The sequence below is a fragment of the Phytopseudomonas seleniipraecipitans genome, assembly GCF_900102335.1.
Lineage (GTDB): Bacteria > Pseudomonadota > Gammaproteobacteria > Pseudomonadales > Pseudomonadaceae > Aquipseudomonas > Aquipseudomonas seleniipraecipitans.
The window spans coordinates 360,933-379,729 of record NZ_FNBM01000005.1; the positions used below are offsets into that span (position 1 = coordinate 360,933).

Consider the following 18,797-nt stretch of genomic DNA (forward strand, 5'->3'; position numbering starts at 1 on the left):
GCAGCTTGCTAGGGTGAAGTCATCTGCACACTTGGAGAATCAGCACTCATGGCACATGCATTCGAGGTCAACGCCACGCCACTCGATCCGCGCCTGGTCGACAGCCCGGCGATTCGTCAGGCGCGTATCGACCTGGCGGCCTGCTTTCGTATGGCCGCGCGACTTGGGATGGGCGAGGGGATCTGCAATCACTTCTCCTTCGTGGTGCCTGGTCACGACGACCTGTTTCTGGTCAATCCCTATGGGTTGGCGTTCGCCGAGGTGACGGCTTCGTCGCTGTTGATCTGCGATTTCCAGGGCCGCGTGGTGGCTGGTGAGGGCACGCCGGAAGCCACGGCGTTCTTCATCCATGCACAGCTGCATCGCCTGCACCCACGGGCCAAGGCGGCGTTCCATACGCATATGCCCAACGCTACGGCGTTGTGCATGCTCGAAGGCGACCCGTTCATCTGGGCGGGGCAGACGGCCTTGAAGTTCTATGACCGCCTGGCCGTGGATGAACACTACAACGGCCTGGCGCTGAGCGACGCCGAGGGCGAACGCATTGCCGGGGCTGTGGGCGGGGCGGATGTACTGATGTTGAAGAACCATGGCCCGCTGGTACTGGGCGCCTCGATTGCCGAAGCCTGGGACGACCTTTACTACCTGGAGCGTGCCGCTGAGGTACAGCTCAAGGCCATGTCCAGCGGCCGGCCCCTGAAAGCCGTGCCCCATGAGGTGGCGCGCAAGGCCTGCCGGGTCATGCTCGATGGCAATGCCGAGAGCGCACGGCTGCACCTGGAAAGCGTCAAGCGGCAGATCGCCCGGCTGGAGCCGGAATTTGCCGAGTGAGGGGGCCGACGGTAGCGGCCTTCCGTAGGGTGGACGACGCCTCACCTACGCGGCCCGACCCGTCCACCACTCTGCAATCGCAATGGTGGATGAAAAGAGCGTCATCCACCCTACGTCTGCTTCCGCCTTTAAGCGGGCATGACGACTGATCCTAGATCGCCACCAATCCGCGCACGCCGTCCGCGTCCATGGTCTCGCCACGGCCCTGCTGGACGATTTCGCCGCGGCTCATCACCAGGTACTGGTCGGCCAGTTCGGCAGCGAAGTCGTAGAACTGCTCGACCAGCAGGATGGCCATGTCGCCGCGGGCGGCGAGTTTCTTGATGACCACGCCAATTTCCTTGATCACCGAGGGCTGGATGCCTTCCGTGGGTTCGTCGAGGATCAGCAACCGCGGCTGGCTGGCCAGGGCACGGCCGATGGCCAGCTGTTGCTGCTGACCGCCGGACAGGTCGCCGCCGCGGCGCTGTTTCATTTCCAGCAGCACCGGGAACAGCTCGTAGATGAACGCGGGGACCTCCTTGGCCTGGCTACCGGGAAAGCGCGACAGCCCCATCAGCAGGTTTTCCTCGACCGTCAGGCGGCCGAAGATTTCGCGGCCCTGTGGCACGTAGGCGATGCCGGCGTGCACCCGCTGGTGCGGCTTGAAGCCGGTGATCGGCTTGCCTTCCCAGTTGACCTGGCCTTGCTTGGCCGGCAGCAGGCCCATCAGGCATTTGAGCAGGGTGGTCTTGCCCACGCCGTTGCGGCCGAGCAGGCAGGTGACCTCGCCGACCTTCACCTCGAACGACAGGCCGCGCAGGATATGGCTGCCGCCGTAGTACTGATGGAGCTGTTGGACTTGCAGCATGTCGATGTCCTTCATTCAAATGGTGGGATGGGGGGAGGGTGGATGACGCTTTACCCATCCACCGTGCGGATGCCTGGTGGATGAAAAAAGCGTCATCCACCCTACTGACCGAAGCCCCTCCCACGGGTATGCATTACCGACCGAGATAAACCTCGATCACCCGCTCATTGGCCTGCACGGCGTCCAGGGAGCCTTCGGCCAGTACGCGGCCCTGGTGCAGCACGGTGACGTGGTCGGCGATGCTGCCGACGAAGCCCATGTCGTGCTCGACCACCATCAGCGAGTGCTTGCGCGCCAGCGACTTGAACAGTTCGGCGGTGAATTCGGTTTCCGCGTCGGTCATGCCGGCCACTGGCTCGTCGAGCAGCAGCAACTGCGGGTCCTGCACCAGCAGCATGCCGATCTCCAGGAACTGCTTCTGGCCGTGGGACAACAGCCCGGCCGGGCGCTGGCGCGAGGCGTCGAGGCGGATAGTGGCCAGTACCTCGTCGATGCGGTCGCGCTGCTCGCCGCTGAGCCGGGCGCGCAGGCTGGCCCACACGGACTTGTCGGTCTTCTGCGCCAGTTCGAGATTCTCGAACACGCTCAGCGCCTCGAACACCGTGGGCTTCTGGAATTTGCGACCGATCCCGGCCTGGGCGATCTCGACTTCGCTCATCTGCGTCAGGTCGAAGGTCTCGCCGAAGTAGGCGATGCCGCTGCCCGGGCGGGTCTTGCCGGTGATGACGTCCATCAGCGTGGTCTTGCCGGCGCCGTTGGGACCGATGATGCAGCGCAGCTCGCCGACACCGATGTACAGCGTCAGGTCGGTCAGTGCCTTGAAGCCGTCGAACGCGACGTTGATGTCTTCCAGGGTCAGGATGGTGCCATGGCGCACGTTCAGGCCGCTGCCGGCACTCTGGCCGAGGCCGATGGCATCCCGGCTGCTGCCGGCCGGGTCGATCATCGCTTCGGGGATGGGTGCACTTCTCATGATTTATCCCCTCGCTTGATGAGGCCGATGACGCCCTTGGGCAGGAACAGGGTGACCACGATGAACAGCGCGCCGAGGGCGAACAGCCAATACTCGGGGAACGCCACGGTGAACCAGCTCTTCATGCCGTTGACCAGGCCGGCGCCGAGCAGCGGGCCGATCAGCGTGCCGCGCCCGCCGAGGGCCACCCACACGGCGGCTTCGATGGATTGGGTCGGGGCCATTTCGCTGGGGTTGATGATGCCGACCTGGGGCACGTACAGCGCGCCGGCCAGGCCGCAGAGCACGGCGCTCAGCACCCAGATGAACAGCTTGTAGCCGCGTGGATCGTAGCCGCAGAACATCAGCCGGTTTTCGGCGTCGCGCAGGGCGGTCAGCACCCGGCCGAACTTGCTGCGTGCCAGGCGCCAGCCCAGGTACAGGCTGCTGACCAGCAACACGACGGTCAGAAAGAACAGCGTGGCGCGGGTATTTGCCGCGGTGATCTCGAAGCCGAGGATGCTGCGGAAATTGGTGAAGCCGTTGTTGCCGCCGAAGCCGGTCTCGTTGCGGAAGAACAGCAGCATGCCGGCGAAGGTCAGGGCCTGGGTCATGATCGAGAAATACACGCCCTTGATCCGCGAACGGAAGGCGAAGAAGCCGAACACCAGAGCCAGCAAGCCTGGCGCCAGTACCACCAGGCACATGGCCCAGAGGAAATTGTCGGTGCCGTACCAGTACCACGGCAGCTCGGTCCAGGCGAGGAAGCTCATGAAGGCGGGCAAACCGTCGCCGGCGGCTTCGCGCATCAGGTACATGCCCATGGCGTAGCCGCCGAGGGCGAAGAACAGGCCGTGGCCGAGGGACAGCAGGCCGGCATAGCCCCAGACCAGATCCAGCGCCAGGGCGACGATGCAGTAGCAGAGGATCTTGCCGACCAGGGTCAGCGTGTAGGCCGATACGTGCAGGCCATGATCAGCGGGCAGCAGGTGCAGCAGCGGCATGGCGAGCAGCACGACGAGCACCAGCAGGCCGATGACGATGGAGACCTGCGGGCCGAGTTTGGCCGTGGCGCGGGCGAGAACGGTTTGATTCAGTGGCATGGTCATCAGTCGATCACCCGTCCCTTGAGAGCAAAGAGGCCTTGCGGACGTTTCTGAATGAACAGAATGATCAGCGCGAGGATGAGGATCTTGCCGAGCACGGCGCCGATCTGTGGTTCGAGGATCTTGTTGGCGATGCCCAGACCGAAGGCCGCCATGACGCTACCGGCCAGTTGGCCGACGCCGCCGAGTACCACCACCAGGAAGGAGTCGATGATGTAGCTCTGGCCGAGATCGGGGCCGACGTTGCCGATCTGGCTAAGCGCCACGCCGCCAAGGCCGGCGATGCCGGAGCCGAGCCCGAAGGCCATCATGTCCACACGGCCGGTGGGCACGCCGCAGCAAGCGGCCATGTTGCGGTTCTGGGTGACGGCGCGCACGTTGAGGCCCAGGCGGGTCTTGTTCAGCAGCAGCCAGGTCAGTAGCACTACGGCTAGGGCGAAGCCGATGATCACGATGCGGTTGTATGGCAGCACCAGGTTGGGCAGCACCTGGATACCACCGGACAGCCAGTAGGGGTTGGCCACCTCGACGTTCTGCGCACCGAACAGCACGCGCACCAACTGGATCAGGATCAGACTGATGCCCCAGGTGGCGAGCAGAGTTTCCAGTGGCCGACCGTAGAGGTGACGAATCACCGTGCGCTCCAGCGCCATGCCGATGACGGCGGTCACGCAGAAGGCCACCGGCAGTGCCACCAGCGGGTAAAGCGCCAGGGCTTCGGGGGCGAAGCGTTGGAACAGGATCTGCACCATGTAGGTGGAATAGGCGCCGAGCATCAGCATCTCGCCGTGGGCCATGTTGATCACCCCGAGCAGGCCGAAGGTGATGGCCAGACCCAACGCGGCGAGCAGTAGGATCGAGCCCAGGCTCATGCCGCTGAAGGCCTGACCGAGCAGCTCGCCGATCAGCAACTTGCGCTTGACCTGCGCCAGGCTGGTTTGCGCTGCAGTGCGCACGCCAGCGTCACTTTCCACGCCGGGGTCCAGCAGGTTTTCCAGGCGCGTGCGCGCCAGTGGCTCGCCGGTCTCGCCGAGCAGGCGCACGGCGGCCATGCGTATCGCCGGGTTGGGGTCGACCAGTTGCAGGTTGGCCAGGGCCAGGGTCAGGGCGTCGCGAACGGCGTCGTCGTCCTCCCGGTCGAGGCTCTGGGCGAGCAGCGGCAATTGCGCCGGCTGGGCGCTCTTCTGCAGTTGCACTGCGGCGGCGAGGCGCTGCGCGGGTGCCTCGGCAAGCAGCTGATGGCTGGCCTGGGCGTTGGCGATCAGGCCACGCAGGCGATTGTTCAGGCGCAATTTGCGCGGGTTATCCACAGGGGAAGCGTCACCTTCGGCAGCCTGGTAGCCGTCGTCGGTTTCAATGAACGCAGTCTTTTCGTTATCCGCAGCTACACGGCCCTGTTGCAGGGCGTCGAGCAGCGGCTGGCGCGTCAGGTCAGGCATGGCGGCCCAGCTTTCCAGCAGTTTGGCCTGCTGCGCCGGGCTGGCAGCCACGAAGTCGGCCGCATCGCCAGCTTGGGCGGCGAATGGCACTACCAGCAGCAGGCTGAGAAGTAGTCGGACAAATGCGTTATGCATGGGGTAATCCTTGGTGCCCGATAAACCGGGGAGCTGTAGGAGTCAGCTGCCGGCGATTGATCTTCAGAGCAACGCGCTCTTGGGATTGCTCGCCGGCAAGCCGGCTCCTACAGGAGGAGCCGGGCGAGCCCGTGGATCAGTTCGACTTCACCGGGGTGTCGCCTTTTTTGTCGTTGCCTTCGATGTACGGGCTCCACGGCTGGGCGCGAACCGGGCCGTCGGTTTCCCAGACCACGGAGAACTGACCGTCGTCCTGGACTTCGCCGATCATCACCGGCTTGTGCAGGTGGTGATTCTTCTCGTCCATCTTCAGGGTGAAACCGCTGGGTGCGGCGAACTCCTGGCCGGCCATGGCCGCGCGCACCTTGTCGACGTCGGTGGTACCGGCCTTTTCGACGGCCTGGGCCCACATGTGAATACCCACGTAGGTGGCTTCCATCGGGTCATTGGTGACCACGGTGTCGGCGTTCGGCAGCTTCTTGGCCTTGGCGTAGGCTTTCCAGTCGGCGACGAATTTCTCGTTGACCGGGTTCTCCACGGACTGGAAGTAGTTCCATGCGGCCAGGTGACCGACCAGCGGTTTGGTGTCGATACCGCGCAGCTCTTCTTCACCGACCGAGAAGGCCACCACCGGTACGTCGGTGGCTTCGATGCCCTGGTTGGCCAGTTCCTTGTAGAACGGCACGTTGGAGTCGCCGTTGACGGTGGAGACCACCGCGGTCTTGCCGCCGGCGGAGAACTTCTTGATGTTGGCGACGATGGTTTGGTAATCGCTGTGGCCGAACGGCGTGTAGACCTCTTCGATGTCCTTGTCCTGAACGCCCTTGCTGTGCAGGAAGGCGCGCAGGATCTTGTTGGTGGTGCGCGGGTAGACGTAATCGGTGCCGAGCAGGAAGAAACGCTTGGCGGCGCCACCATCTTCGCTGAGCAGGTATTCCACCGCCGGGATCGCCTGCTGGTTCGGCGCGGCGCCGGTGTAGAACACGTTCGGCGACATTTCTTCGCCTTCGTACTGCACGGGGTAGAACAGCAGGCCGTTGAGCTCTTCGTATACCGGCAGCACCGATTTACGCGATACCGACGTCCAGCAGCCGAAGGTCACCGCGACCTTGTCCTGGGTCAGCAACTGGCGGCCCCGCTCGGCGAACAGGGGCCAGTTGGAGGCCGGGTCGACCACCACCGCTTCGAGCTGTTTGCCGAGTACGCCGCCCTTGGCGTTGATCTCGTCGATGGTCATCAGCGCCATGTCTTTGAGCGATGTTTCCGAAATGGCCATCGTGCCGGACAGCGAGTGCAGAACGCCGACCTTGATGGTCTCGGCGGCGTGGATGCTCCAGCTCAGGCCCATGGCGGCGATGGACGCGGAAAGGGTGAAGGCCTTGATCAGGCTGCGACGTTGCATAGGACGATCTCCATTGACTGACGAGTTTTATGTTGTTGGCAGTGGATCAAGGGACACCACATCAGCCCTGCGCCTGTACGGCCCGCTCGCGGGCGTTGTGCAGCATGTGCAGGGTGATCTTGCGCACTTCCGCCTTGCTGACCTCTATGTGGGTCTTCAGCAACAGCTGTGCTTCTTCGCAACGACGCGACAGGATCGCGCCGAGGATGCGTGCGTGCTCTTCGTAGGTGGCTTCCACCCGAGGCGTTTTGGTGAAGTCCAGACGACGGACGATACGAATCTTTTCGCTGATTTCGCGGTGCAGGCGAGCCATCTCGCGGTTGCCGGTGGCCTCCACCAGCTGGCAGTGGAAGCGTTCGTCGAGCAGCGACACTTCGCGGCCTTCTGGTGGGCGTTGTTCGGGCGGTGCCGTCCAGATCTGGCGCAGTTCTTCCAACTGCGCTGGCGTTTCACCCGCCGGGCGATCGCACAGGCGCCGAACCGCCGCCAGTTCGAGCACGATGCGCACGTCGTAGAGCTCTTCGAAATGATGGAAGTCGAACGGCTTGACCTGCCAGCCGCTGCGGAAATACACCTCCAGATAACCTTCGCGCTCCAGGCGATAGAGCGCCTGGCGCACCGGTGTGCGGCTGGCGGCCATGCGCTCGGCCACTTCACCTTCACTGAAACGGTCGCCCGGCAGCAGGCGGAACTCGGAAATGTCGTCCTTGAGCTGCCCGTAGATGCGCTCGGCGAGGTTCTCCGGGCGTTCCTTGCCGCGCTTGATCGGGTCGACCAGTTGCATGTCAGGCCGCCTCGCTCGGATCGAGGATCAGCAGCACGTCGCCCGGAGTGACCGCCTTGCCCGGCTGGCAGCGCACGGCCTTGACCGTTCCCGCTACTGGCGCGAGCACGGCCAGCTCCATCTTCATCGCCTCGACCACCAGCAACGGCGTACCAGCTTCGACGTACTGGCCCGGCTCGACCAGCACCTTCCAGACGCTGCCGCACATGTCAGCGCTGACCGCCTGACCATCGACGGCTTCGTCCTCCTCGCTGCTGGCAACGGGCGCGGCGTGGCTGTCGGCGTCGTCGTCACGCCACAGCTGTACTTCGGCGTCGAAGGCCTGCTTCTGCAGTTGCTGGAAGCTGGCGATGCTGCTGGCGTTGTCGGCCAGGAAGCGCTGGTATTCGGCGAAATCGAAGGTGCTCTGCTCGATCTTGATGTGCGCGCGGCCTTCACGGAAGGCGTCGCGGAATTCGTCGAGTTCGGCTTCGCTGACCGGGTAGAAACGCACCTGATCGAAGAAGTGCAGCAGCCACGGCTGGCCGCCCTCGAACTGGGCGTTCTTCACGAACTTGTTCCAGATCGGCAGGGTACGGCCGACCAACTGGTAGCCACCGGGCGAGTCCATGCCGTAGATGCACATGTACATGCCGCCGATACCCACGGTGCCTTCGGCGGTGTAGGTGCGTGCCGGGTTGTACTTGGAGCTGAGCAGGCGGTGGCGCGGGTCGAGCGGTACGGCGCAGGGCGCGTCGAGGTAGACGTCGCCGAGGCCGAGGATCAGGTAGCTGGCCTCGAAGAGGATGTCGCGCACTTGCTCGCGGGTGGCCAGGCCATTGGCACGCTGGATGAAGTCGACATTATTTGGCAGCCATGGCGCCTGGCTGCGCACGGTCTCGCTGTAGCGGGTGACGGCCGCCAGGGTGGCGCTGTCTTCGAAGGCCATCGGCAGGTGGACGATGCGGGTCGGCACCTTGAGATTCGCCACATCGCCCAGCTCGCGCTCGAGGCGCAGCAGGTGATCGAGCAGCGCCTGCTGATGCAGTACGCGGCTGTCGTAACGCAGCTGCAGCGAACGCACGCCCGGCGCCAGCTCTTCCAGACCGGTGAGCGGAGTCGCCTTGAGCGCCTCCATCAGCAGGTGCACGCGCAGGCGCAGCGCCAGGTCGAGCACGTTGTCGCCGTATTCGAGCAGGATGTACGCATCGCCAGCCTGGCGGTAGACCGCGCGCGGGCGGCTGCCATCGGCCGGCAGTTCAGCCAGCACGGTGGCCGACACGGTGTCGCCTGGCTGCAGGCTGGGCGCCGGCAACTGTACGGCGTTGACTGCGCTTAGCCGTTCCAGGCTGCCCAGTTGGGCCTGTTCCAGCGCCTGAGCCTGCTCGAAGCTGATCGGATGAAAGCGCAGGGTGTCGCCTGGCTTGACCTGGCCGACCTTCCACAGCTCGGCCTTGGCGATGGTTACCGGGCATACGAAGCCGCCCAGGCTCGGGCCGTCCTTGGTGAGAATCACCGGGAAGTCGCCAGTGAAGTTGATGGCGCCGATGGCGTATTCGCAGTCATGCACGTTGGACGGATGCAGGCCGGCTTCGCCGCCGTCAGCGCGTGTCCAGCTCGGCTTCGGCCCGCTCAGGCGCACGCCGAGGCGGTTGGAGTTGTAGTGCACCTGCCAGTCGGCGGTGAAGAACTGCTCGATCGCCTCGGCAGTGAAGAAGTCCGGCGCACCGTGGGGGCCGTAGAGCACACCGATGTTCCAGGTCGTGCCGTACTCGGGAATCAGGCTGGCATCCAGCGCCTGGGGCTTGCTGACCGGCGCTGGCGTGGTGCAGGCGGGCAGGTTCTGGGAGATGGCGAGCATGTCGGCGGTGCGCAGAGTACGCCCGGCATGGCCGCCGAACTGGCCGAGGGCGAAGGTTGAGCGGCTGCCCAGGTACACGGGCACATCGAAACCGCCGCGCACGGCGAGGTAAGTACGGCAGCCGCTTTGCGCGCGGCCGAGCTTGAGCACTTGGCCTGCCTTGATGGCGATTGGCGCCCAATAGGGCACGCTCTCACCATCCAGCTCGGCCGGGCAGTCAGCGCCGGCTAGGGCGATCAGCGCATCGCTGTGGAAGCGCAGGCTTGGGCCCTGCAGGGTGAACTCCAGCCCGGCAGCGCTCTGGTGGTTGCCGACGATGCGGTTGGCCAGGCGGAAGGCGTAATCGTCCATCGGCCCGGACGGCGGCACGCCGATGTCCCAGTAGCCGAGACGACCAGGGAAATCCTGCACGCTGCTGTAGGTGCCAGGCTCCAGCACTTCGACCACCTGGGCGGCGTAGCTGAAGGTGTCGAGCAGGCGAGTCCAGATCTGCGCGGCGTGGAAGCGCGGCTCCGCGACCACCTGGCGCAAGTAATCGAGGTTGCTGGCGATGCCGTGCAGGCGGGTTTCACCGAGCGCTTTGCTCAGCTTGGCGATGGCCTCGTCGCGGGTGGCAGCGTGGACGATCAGCTTGGCGATCATCGGATCATAGAAGGCCGACACTTCGCTGCCGGTGCTTACCCAACCGTCGACGCGTACGTCATCCGGGAAGTGCACGTCGGTCAGCACGCCTGGGCTGGGCTGGAAGTTCTTCAGCGGGTCTTCGGCATAGATGCGCACCTCGATGGCAGCGCCCTGCGGCGCGCGGTTCAGGGCGACCCAGTCCAGCTCGTCGTCTGCGGCCACGCGCAGCATGCATTCGATCAGATCCAGGCCGGTGACCATCTCGGTCACCGGGTGCTCGACCTGCAGGCGGGTGTTCACTTCGAGAAAGTAGAAGTCGTCGCGAGCGGCGTCGTAGATGAACTCCACGGTGCCGGCACTGCGGTAGCTCACCGACTCGCCCAGCTCGACAGCTGCGGCATGCAGGCGCTCGCGGGTGGCTTGCGGCAGGTTCGGTGCGGGGGTTTCCTCGACCACTTTCTGGTTGCGCCGCTGCAGCGAGCAGTCGCGTTCTCCCAGGGCTGCCACGCGGCCTTTGCCATCACCGAAGATCTGCACTTCGACATGGCGCGCCTGGTCGACGAAGCGCTCGAGAAATACCCCCGAATCACTGAAGAACTGCTCGCCCATGCGTTTGACGCCGTCATAGGCGCTGGCCAGGGCCACGGCGTCGGCGCAGCGGGTCAGGCCGATACCGCCACCGCCAGCGGTGGTCTTGAGCATCACCGGGTAGCCGATGCCTTCGGCGGCCGCCAGGGCCTCTTCGAGGCTTTGCAGCAGGCCGGTGCCGGGCGCCATCGGCACCTGCGCTTCGGCGGCCAGTTCGCGAGCCCGGTGCTTGAGGCCGAACTCGCGGATCTGCGTCGGCGTCGGGCCAACGAAGGCAATACCCGCGTTTTCGCAGGCCTCGGCGAATTCGGCGCTTTCCGAGAGAAAGCCATAACCCGGATAGATCGCTTGGGCGCCAGTTTCCTTGGCGGCGGCGAGAATCTTGTCGATACGCAGGTAGCTGTCGGCAGCCTTGTCGCCGCCCAGCGCTACGGCCACGTCGGCATCACGTACATGCTGAGCGTTGCGGTCGGCGTCGGAGTACACCGCCACGCTCTTCACGCCGAGACGTTTGAGGGTGCGGATGGCGCGGACGGCGATCTCGCCACGGTTGGCGATCAGTACTGTTTCAAACATGGCAATTCTCCGTGGCGAGATCGCCGTGACGGGCTGCGCCAGTCCGGCACTTTGACGTCGTCGCTGCGCTGCTGAGCAGCTGGTCACCACGGTTGGCGATCAATACTGTTTCAAACATGGCAATTCTCCGTGGCGAGATCGCCGTGACGGGCTACGCCAGTCCTGCAATTTGACTTCGTCGCTGCGCTGCTGAGCAGCTGGTCACCACGGTTGGCGATCAGTACGGTATGGAACATGTTCGTGTCCTCAACGTAGGGTGGAAAACCGCGAAGCGTTTTCCACCAGCTGTTCGTTGGTGGATGGCTTCGGCCATCCACCCTACGGTTTCAGTTCTTGGCTGCTTGCTGGCTGGCAATAAAGGCGCGCCAGCCACCGAAACTGGTGATGTCTCGTGCATCACTCAGCGCCCAGGGCTCGCAGATGAAACCCTTCACGCTGCGCCCGTCCGCCAGGGTCAGGTTGCCGATACCCAGAGGCGCGGGGATTTCGGCGACGAATTCGCCGAAGCGCGCCAGAGGGATGTCCCATAGCTCGACGATGATCGACGTACCATCGCTGCTACGCGCCAGGCCCGGTTTGGGCGGCACGGTGCCGGCCAGGGCGTAGAGGCGATAGTCCGGCGAGGTCAGGGTCTGCTCGACCAGCACCGCGTTGCGGGTGGTCAGCTGGAAGTTCAGCGGCATGCCGGTCAGGTGCGCACCTACCACGGCGACGCGCACGCTGCCGGCAGGCACTGCCGTGGCCGGCTTTTGTGGAGGCAGCGCGCGACCGGTGGCGCCGAGTGGCAGCTCCAGGCTGGCCTGCCAGCGTTTGCCGAAGGCCGCCAGGGCCAGGTCGTGCCAGGCGGGGGCGAGCAGGGTGATGCCGGCGGGCAGGCCGTCGTCGCGCAGGCCGGCGGGTACGGCCAGGGCAGAGAGGTCGGCGAGGTTGGTGAAATTGGTGTAAGTGCCGAACTGGCTGTTGAACAGCACCGGCTCCTGGCGCATTTCGTCGAGGCTGCGAATGGTCGGCGAAGTCGGCACTACCAGCGCGTCGAAACCTGCCAGCGCGTCGTTGATCTTGCGGCTCAGCTCGGCGCGCAAGTACTCGGCCTTGTAGGCGTCGCAAGCGCTGTATTGGTGGCCGCTGTCGACGATACCGCGTACCACCGGGTCGAGATGCTCCGGCGCCACGCCCTCCACGGCGACGGTGCGCTCGGCGACCCAGGGGCCGTAATACAGCTGTTCGGCGAGCTTACGGAAGGGGCTGAAGTCGATGGGTTGCAGGGTGACGCCCAGCTCGCGCAGTTTCTCCAGCGCTTGCTCGAACACGGCCTGGGTCTGGGTATCGGCAAAGAACTCCAGGCTGTCGGGCACGGCAAAAGTCGGTGCGGACTTCATGCCGACAGGGGCGCTGTTGGGATTGCTGCGCGAGTAGGCGTCCTCGGCATCGTAACCGCCGGCGAGACGCGCGACGGTTTCGGCGTCGCTGACCGTGAGGGCGAACACCGAGATGCAATCGACCGTGCGGCAAGCTGGCACCAGGCCGCTGTTCGGTAGCCAGCCCTTGGTCGGCTTGAGCCCGACGATATTGTTGAAGCCCGCTGGCACTCGGCCCGAGCCGGCCGTATCGGTGCCCAAGGAGAACGGCACCAGGCCGCGTGCGACCACGCTGGCCGAGCCGGAGCTGGAACCACCGCTGACGTAGGTCGGGTCGAAGCTGTTGACGACTGCGCCGTGGGGCGAGCGGGTGCCGACCAGGCCGGTGGCGAACTGGTCCAGATTGGTCTTGCCGATGAGGATGGCCCCGGCGGCGCGCAGGCGCGCCACCACCGTGGCGTCGGCCTGAGCCTCATAGGCGAATTCGGGGCAGGCGGCGGTGGTGGCCCAGCCGGCGGCGTCGATGTTGTCCTTGATGGCGAACGGCACGCCGTACAGCGGCAGCTTGTCCTGCTGGCCTTCGGCCTTGTCGAGCAGGGTCTGCAGATTACTCAACTGGGCGTCGAGCTGGGCTGTGCTGGCCAAGCAGATCCAGGCGTTGTCGTCACGGCTCAGTTGCGCGAGCAGGGCGTGCAGCAACTCGGCTGGCTGCGCAGCATCGCGGTAAGCCTGTTGCCAGTCGGCGAGGGTAAAGGCGAAAGAGGCGCTGGACATACTCTGAGATTCCATCTTGTATCCAAGTTGAAATCTTTAGAGCAAGAGCGGTGCCAGTTTTTAAGTATTTGATTTATATGGTTTTATTTTAATGCTAATAGATTTTAAGCGTGTTTCTGCACCGAGTCAGGGCCGGAGTGAAGCCTTTTGGTGCGCAGAGAATTCGATGATGCGAGATGAGATAAGCGGCAGGAAAAAGGCGGAAGCGGCCGGTCGTAGGGTGGACGACGCCTCACCTACGCGGCCCGACCCGTCCACCGCTCTGCGATCGCAATGGTGGATGAAAAGAGCGTCATCCACCCTACGGCCGCTTCTGCCTTTCAACAGCCTCTCGTGCCACCTACAGGCCGTTTAATAGCGCCCGATAATCCCTGACGGCCTCGAACTCTTCGGTGTCTTTCGCGCCTTTGCGGCTATCCGGTTCATGGACCGCCAGCAAATGCTGGACGCCGAACTGCCGGGCGCTGCGCAGGATGGGTACGTTGTCGTCGATGAACAGGCTGCGCGCCGGGTCGAACGTCAGATCCTGCTGCAGGGCCGACCAGAACTGCGCGTCTTCCTTGGGGAATCCGTAATCGTGGGAGCTGATCATACGGTCGAAATAGGGCGCCAGTTCGATGCGCTCCAACTTCAGGGACAGCGAGTCGCGGTGGGCGTTGGTGATCATCACCACCTGTTTGCCGGCCTGGCGGATGGCCGCGAGAAAGGTGTCGGCGTCCGGGCGCAGGGCGATCAGGTCTGCGACTTCGCGCTTGAGATCCTTGATCGACAGTTTCAGCTCACGGCTCCAGAAGTCCGTGCAGTACCAGTTCAACTGGCCGGCGTGCTGGGTAAAAAGCGGATGCAGCTCCGCATCGGCCAAGGCACGGCTGATGCCGTGGTGTTCGGCGTAGCGCTGCGGCAGGTGCTCGAGCCAGAAGTGGTTATCGAAATGCAGGTCGAGCAGGGTGCCGTCCATGTCCAGCAGTACGGTGTCGATCTCGGGCCAGGGCAGGTTCATGGAAGGGCAGTTTCCTGATCAGTGGACGGGGAGCGGCGCAGCAAGTCATCGATGCGCTCGTTTGGGGCAGACAATCCAGGCAGCCGCGGTATGATAACCCTTCCGGTCAGCCCAGCAGCAGGACTCACCCCATGCGTCAGAAGCCCACCGTCATCGCCCGAGAAATCGTCGCCAGCAGCCGCCTGTTCCGTGTCGAGGAAATCCAGTTGCGCTTCAGCAACGGTGCCGAGCGCACCTATGAGCGCCTGGTAGGACGGGGCACGGGGCACGGCGCGGTGATGATCGTGGCCATGGCCGATGACGAGCATGTGTTGCTGGTCGAGGAGTATTGCGGCGGCACGGGCGAGTACGAAATTTCACTGCCCAAGGGGCTGATCGAACCGGATGAAGATGTGCTCGACGCGGCCAATCGTGAATTGCAGGAAGAAGCCGGCTTTGGCGCGCGAAGGCTCGAACACCTGACCGAGTTGAGCCTGTCGCCGGGCTACATGAGTCAGAAGATCCAGGTGGTGCTGGCCCGTGATTTGTATCCACAAACGCTGCCTGGCGACGAGCCGGAGCCGCTACGTGTGGATAAAGTCAGCCTGCGCGAGTTGTCTGCCTTGATTCAGCATCCGCAGTTCAGCGAGGGTCGCGCCCTGGCCGCGCTGTATCTGGTGCGCGATCTGCTGGAGCAGCGTGGGGAGCTGAGCCGATGAACCATCCGTTGTTGCCAGGCGTGCTGGAACTGGTGCAGCAGGCGGGTGCCGCGATTCTGCCGTTCTGGCGCCAGGGTGTTCAGGTGGTCGAAAAGGCCGATGCTTCGCCGGTAACCGCCGCCGATCTGGCGGCCCATCGTGTGCTGGCCGACGGCCTGCAGGCGCTCGACGCGAACATTCCCGTGTTGTCCGAGGAAGACGCCGATATCGCCCTGAGCGAACGGGCGGGCTGGGATCGCTGGTGGCTGGTCGACCCGCTCGACGGCACCAAGGAGTTTATCGCCGACAGCGAGGAGTTCACCGTCAACGTGGCGTTGATCGAGCGTGGGCAGGTGGTGTTCGGTGTGGTTGGCATTCCCGCCTCGGGCGTCATCTATTATGGCGGCAGCGGCCTGGGCGCCTGGCGCGCTGACGTGGGTGGCGAGCCGCAGGTGATCGCCGTGCGAGAGACCCCGGCTGACGGCCTCACTGTGGTCGCCAGCCGCCGCCATGGCAGCGCCGAACAGGAGCAGTTGCTGGCTGCCCTGGTTGCGCGCTTTGGCGATATAGAACGAATCAGTGTCGGCAGTTCGCTGAAGTTCTGTCAGCTCGCCGAAGGCAGCGCGGACTTCTATCCGCGCCTGGCACCGACTTCACAGTGGGATACCGCCGCTGCCCAAGGCGTACTCGAAGGCGCAGGCGGCGTGGTGCTGAACCTGCAGGGCGAGCCGCTGCGCTACGAGGCGCGGGAGTCGCTGCTCAACCCTTTCTTTCTGGCACTGCCGGCAAATGTCGAATGGCGTGAGCTGCTGGTCGAGGAAGCAAAGCGGCTAACGCCAGTTAATTAGCGCCTCCCCCTCAACTGCCATTTGCCGAACATCGTAGGAGCCGCGACCCCGCGGCGAATCGTCTGGCCGACGCGAAAATCGCGGTATGGCTGCAACCGTTCGCGCCGAGGGTGACGCTCCTACAGTCATTGCCCAGGCATACTGCAGGGAGGCCAGGCTTGAATCAGTCGAGCATGTCGCGGTAACGATCATCCTGCTTGAACACCAGCGGCTGGGCGAAGCCCGGCACTTTGATCTGTTCACTGCCGATATCGATTTCAGTGTCGTCGATCAGGTCGTTGCCGAAGTTGTAGATGATATCCAGCTGACCTTTCAGCGCCTGCTCGTCATAGGCACGTGCCGTAGCGCGGGTCTGTTCGCGGCGCTGCTGGTAAGCGCTGAAGGCGGCCTCGCCATGGCGCTTGCGCAGCATGCGTTCGACCACGTGAGGGGCCAACACCACAGCGCTGGCGTTGTTGCCCCCAAAACCCTTGGAGTTGACGAAACACACATCCATACGCTGGTCGTGGCGGTCGACGTTGCTGATGCTCAGATGCTGCTGATGCACATCCGCCGCTACTGCATCGATGGTCTTGATGCCGGGAATGATGCCGTACTTGAAGGTGCCCAGCGCGGAGATTACCTGGTCGCCACTGGCGGTGGCCAGGGAGTGGCCGACGAAGGCCTTTACCGCAGCCACCGGCCAGCTGTCGATGGCGAATGCTGCGGCGACGCGATCCAGCAGCTCGGATTCGGTGACCCGGTTGGCTGGCGTGCTGGAGCCGTGGGCATGCACGAAGCTGCGCTGGCGCACGGCCTCGACACCCAGCAGTTGCACGGCGCTGGCTACGGCCTTGGCCACGGTCAGGTAGTTGCCCGGCCCTGGCGCGGAAATGGATTTCTTGAAGCCGTCGGCGTTGATGAACACGTCGGTGGCGGCGCCATGGATATCGGCGCCCAGCTGCAGGGCCAACTCGTCATCCATCAGCACCACGAACTGGCAGGCTTCCGACAGGGTGAAGCCGCAGTTTTCACCGAACGGGCGGCTGGCGCGGCGGAAGTCCACCTCGTCTGCGCCTTCGATCAGGCGCAGGCCGTCTTCGGTGGCCAGTGCGCCCATGGCGCCGTAGCCCTCGATGCACTCGGCGTTGATCGGCGCTTCGCTGTTGCCGACGATCACCACCCGTGCCTTGCCGGCATTGATCTGCTCGATGCCTTTCTGCAGGTTGTAGAGGAACGTGGCGCAGGCGCCGGTGACGCTGCCGGTGGTGCCGACGCTGCCCAGCACGTAGGCGTTGATGAAGTCCGCAGGCATGGTGTTCAGGCCCAGGGCCAGCTGCTTGGAGCTGACGCGGTGGCCCTTGAGGCGCGACTGCATCAGACCGCCGAAGCCGTTCTCGTCGAGCTGGCTCATGATACTGCCGGCGAATACCGCGATCTCGTCCGGCGCAACCTGGTCGACGATGGTCTGCCACGGCACACCAGTAGCGCGCAGGGCATCGGTGACGCCAACCACGGCCATCTGCAGGCCACGCGGGTGGAAGCGCGAGTTGTACAGCTCGCCTGGCTCGAAGCCGGTCGGCAGTTGCCCCGCGGACTTCACCGGCAGGGCGCGGTAGCTGTCGACCTTGAATTCACAGCTGTCATGCAGGGTGACGCGCACGTCGTTGCCTTCGAGTTCTTCGACCGACCAGTTGGCTGGCAGCGGCTCGGGCAATTGCTTGCGGGTGCTGACGAAGGTCAGGCTGCCGCCTTCGCCGTTCAGGGCGATGCTCTTGTGCCAATGGGCGGCGTCGGGGTCGAGGTGCTGCTTCTCGATGCGCCGAACCAGGGTAGAAGCGAGCACCTGTTTGGCGTAGCGGCTTTCGATCTCGGCTGGTGACAGGGCTTCGCCATCCTGGTCCTGGTAGGCGCCATCGACTACACGTACCAGTTTGCTCATCACGGCGAGGCCGACGAGGGTTTCGCGGCGTGCCTGTTCGTCCAGCGATTCGATCACCGTGCGGCGGAAACCGTGGTGGAAAGAGCTGCGGCCAGCGGCGTTATAGCCACCGAAACCGACGATCACAGGCAAACGAGACTTCACGCAGACACTCCTTCAACTAATTAGATCGGCGCGCGGGTCGGGCGCGTCGGGTCAGCGGATCCAGGCGAGGGGCGCGGTTTGCCGGGCAAAGGGCGCAAGATCGACTTTATTGAGATGCCTATGCTGACGCGATTCATGACTTGCAAGTCACGACTTGATACAAGGTTAACCGTTATCGGCAGCGGCAGCACGACCCGGATGCATCGGCCGATAACAAACAAGCCCGGCACTGAGGCCGGGCTTGTTTGCAGAGCGTGATGACGGGCGTCGGTTACATGCCCAACAAGTTCGGCAGGCCGAGCGAGATGAACGGCACGTAGGTGACCAGGAGCAGGAAGCACAGCATCACCAGCAGCCACGGCGATACCGCGCGCACTACACGGGTCAGCGGCATGCCGGTGACCGCCGAAGTAACGAACAGGTTGAGTCCGGTTGGCGGCGTGATCAGGCCGATCTCCATGTTCACCACCATGATGATGCCTAGGTGGATCGGGTCGATGCCCAGCTGCATGGCGATCGGGAACAGGATCGGCGCCAGGATCAAGATGATCGCCGACGGCTCCATGAAGGTACCGGCGATCAGCAGCACGATGTTTACCACGATCAGGAACTCGATCGGGCTGAAGCCCTGCTCGACGACCCAGCTGGTGATCGACTGCGGGATCTGCTCGGTAGTCAGCACGTGGGCGAACAGCATGGCGTTGGCGATGATGAACATCAGCACCACGCTCAGCTTGCCGGCCTCGATGATCACCTTCGGGCACTCGCGGATGGTCATGTCCTTGTAGACGAAGATCGCCACGAACGCCGCATAAACGGCCGCCACGGCAGCCGCTTCGGTCGGGGTGAACATGCCCGAGTAGATGCCGCCGAGGATGATCACGATCAGCAGCAAGCCCCAGCCTGCCTTGCGGCCGGCGACGAGGACTTCCTTCATCGAGGCGCGGG

Annotated in this window: 14 protein-coding genes; 3 read left to right on the forward strand and 11 right to left on the reverse strand. The window is 64.2% G+C overall.

Annotated features, from left to right (window positions below; translation table 11 throughout):
* Positions 1-48 precede the first annotated feature (48 nt).
* Positions 49-831 carry an aldolase gene (locus BLS60_RS13570; RefSeq protein WP_092368888.1) on the forward strand — a complete coding sequence of 261 codons (783 nt, stop codon included), beginning with the start codon at positions 49-51 and terminating at the stop codon, positions 829-831.
* A gap of 151 nt (positions 832-982) precedes the next feature.
* Here the strand turns inward: BLS60_RS13570 and urtE are convergent, their stop codons facing one another.
* The 9 genes from urtE to yrfG all read right to left on the reverse strand — a co-directional run bounded on the left by urtE (position 983) and on the right by yrfG (position 14,259).
* On the reverse strand, positions 983-1,681 hold the full coding sequence (gene urtE / locus BLS60_RS13575; RefSeq protein WP_092368976.1) for an urea ABC transporter ATP-binding subunit UrtE: 699 nt from the start codon (positions 1,679-1,681) through the stop codon (positions 983-985).
* A 133-nt stretch (positions 1,682-1,814) separates the two neighbouring features.
* Complete coding sequence (gene urtD / locus BLS60_RS13580) at positions 1,815-2,654, reverse strand: urea ABC transporter ATP-binding protein UrtD (RefSeq protein ID WP_083328618.1); 840 nt, start codon at positions 2,652-2,654, stop codon at positions 1,815-1,817.
* Positions 2,651-3,742, reverse strand: coding sequence for an urea ABC transporter permease subunit UrtC (urtC, locus tag BLS60_RS13585; protein ID WP_092368891.1), 1,092 nt, complete (start codon positions 3,740-3,742; stop codon positions 2,651-2,653). The genes urtD and urtC overlap by 4 nt, the downstream gene beginning before the upstream one ends.
* Positions 3,742-5,313: an urea ABC transporter permease subunit UrtB gene (gene urtB, locus BLS60_RS13590; RefSeq protein ID WP_092368894.1), complete on the reverse strand. Its 1,572-nt coding sequence runs from the start codon at positions 5,311-5,313 to the stop codon at positions 3,742-3,744. Before urtB ends, urtC begins: the two co-directional genes overlap by 1 nt.
* Positions 5,314-5,449: 136 nt before the next feature.
* A complete protein-coding gene (gene urtA, locus BLS60_RS13595) occupies positions 5,450-6,715 on the reverse strand; it encodes an urea ABC transporter substrate-binding protein (RefSeq protein ID WP_092368897.1) in 1,266 nt (421 codons plus the stop codon).
* Positions 6,716-6,776: 61 nt separating this feature from the next.
* Positions 6,777-7,499 (reverse strand): GntR family transcriptional regulator, encoded by a 723-nt coding sequence (locus tag BLS60_RS13600; protein WP_092368900.1) that lies wholly within the window; start codon positions 7,497-7,499, stop codon positions 6,777-6,779.
* A gap of 1 nt (position 7,500) precedes the next feature.
* Positions 7,501-11,127 carry an urea carboxylase gene (gene uca, locus BLS60_RS13605; RefSeq protein ID WP_092368903.1) on the reverse strand — a complete coding sequence of 1,209 codons (3,627 nt, stop codon included), beginning with the start codon at positions 11,125-11,127 and terminating at the stop codon, positions 7,501-7,503.
* A gap of 326 nt (positions 11,128-11,453) precedes the next feature.
* Positions 11,454-13,259, reverse strand: coding sequence for an allophanate hydrolase (gene atzF, locus BLS60_RS13610; protein ID WP_244153411.1), 1,806 nt, complete (start codon positions 13,257-13,259; stop codon positions 11,454-11,456).
* A gap of 340 nt (positions 13,260-13,599) precedes the next feature.
* A complete protein-coding gene (gene yrfG / locus BLS60_RS13615; RefSeq protein ID WP_092368910.1) occupies positions 13,600-14,259 on the reverse strand; it encodes a GMP/IMP nucleotidase in 660 nt (219 codons plus the stop codon).
* Positions 14,260-14,390: 131 nt separating this feature from the next.
* On the opposite strand from yrfG, the gene nudE reads away from it, so the two are divergent.
* Positions 14,391-14,957 carry an ADP compounds hydrolase NudE gene (nudE, locus tag BLS60_RS13620; RefSeq protein ID WP_070880812.1) on the forward strand — a complete coding sequence of 189 codons (567 nt, stop codon included), beginning with the start codon at positions 14,391-14,393 and terminating at the stop codon, positions 14,955-14,957.
* Positions 14,954-15,784 carry a 3'(2'),5'-bisphosphate nucleotidase CysQ gene (gene cysQ / locus BLS60_RS13625; protein WP_092368913.1) on the forward strand — a complete coding sequence of 277 codons (831 nt, stop codon included), beginning with the start codon at positions 14,954-14,956 and terminating at the stop codon, positions 15,782-15,784. The genes nudE and cysQ overlap by 4 nt, the downstream gene beginning before the upstream one ends.
* Before the next feature lie 163 nt (positions 15,785-15,947).
* On the opposite strand, the gene BLS60_RS13630 is transcribed toward cysQ, so the two are convergent.
* Both BLS60_RS13630 and BLS60_RS13635 read right to left on the reverse strand, forming a co-directional pair.
* Positions 15,948-17,849 carry a beta-ketoacyl synthase gene (locus BLS60_RS13630; RefSeq protein WP_092368916.1) on the reverse strand — a complete coding sequence of 634 codons (1,902 nt, stop codon included), beginning with the start codon at positions 17,847-17,849 and terminating at the stop codon, positions 15,948-15,950.
* A 271-nt stretch (positions 17,850-18,120) separates the two neighbouring features.
* Positions 18,121-18,797: TRAP transporter large permease (locus BLS60_RS13635; RefSeq protein ID WP_143024600.1), on the reverse strand; the 677-nt coding region annotated here is incomplete at its 5' end.

Bases quoted from the DNA above. Each gene is read 5' to 3' on its own strand.
- urtC (WP_092368891.1), bottom strand. From the start codon at position 3,742: ATGACCATGCCACTGAATCAAACCGTTCTCGCCCGCGCCACGGCCAAA.
- uca (WP_092368903.1), bottom strand. From the start codon at position 11,127: ATGTTTGAAACAGTACTGATCGCCAACCGTGGCGAGATCGCCGTCCGC.
- urtB (WP_092368894.1), bottom strand. From the start codon at position 5,313: ATGCATAACGCATTTGTCCGACTACTTCTCAGCCTGCTGCTGGTAGTG.
- yrfG (WP_092368910.1), bottom strand. From the start codon at position 14,259: ATGAACCTGCCCTGGCCCGAGATCGACACCGTACTGCTGGACATGGAC.
- BLS60_RS13570 (WP_092368888.1), top strand. From the start codon at position 49: ATGGCACATGCATTCGAGGTCAACGCCACGCCACTCGATCCGCGCCTG.
- BLS60_RS13600 (WP_092368900.1), bottom strand. From the start codon at position 7,499: ATGCAACTGGTCGACCCGATCAAGCGCGGCAAGGAACGCCCGGAGAAC.
- nudE (WP_070880812.1), top strand. From the start codon at position 14,391: ATGCGTCAGAAGCCCACCGTCATCGCCCGAGAAATCGTCGCCAGCAGC.
- atzF (WP_244153411.1), bottom strand. From the start codon at position 13,259: ATGTCCAGCGCCTCTTTCGCCTTTACCCTCGCCGACTGGCAACAGGCT.
- urtE (WP_092368976.1), bottom strand. From the start codon at position 1,681: ATGCTGCAAGTCCAACAGCTCCATCAGTACTACGGCGGCAGCCATATC.
- cysQ (WP_092368913.1), top strand. From the start codon at position 14,954: ATGAACCATCCGTTGTTGCCAGGCGTGCTGGAACTGGTGCAGCAGGCG.
- urtD (WP_083328618.1), bottom strand. From the start codon at position 2,654: ATGAGAAGTGCACCCATCCCCGAAGCGATGATCGACCCGGCCGGCAGC.
- urtA (WP_092368897.1), bottom strand. From the start codon at position 6,715: ATGCAACGTCGCAGCCTGATCAAGGCCTTCACCCTTTCCGCGTCCATC.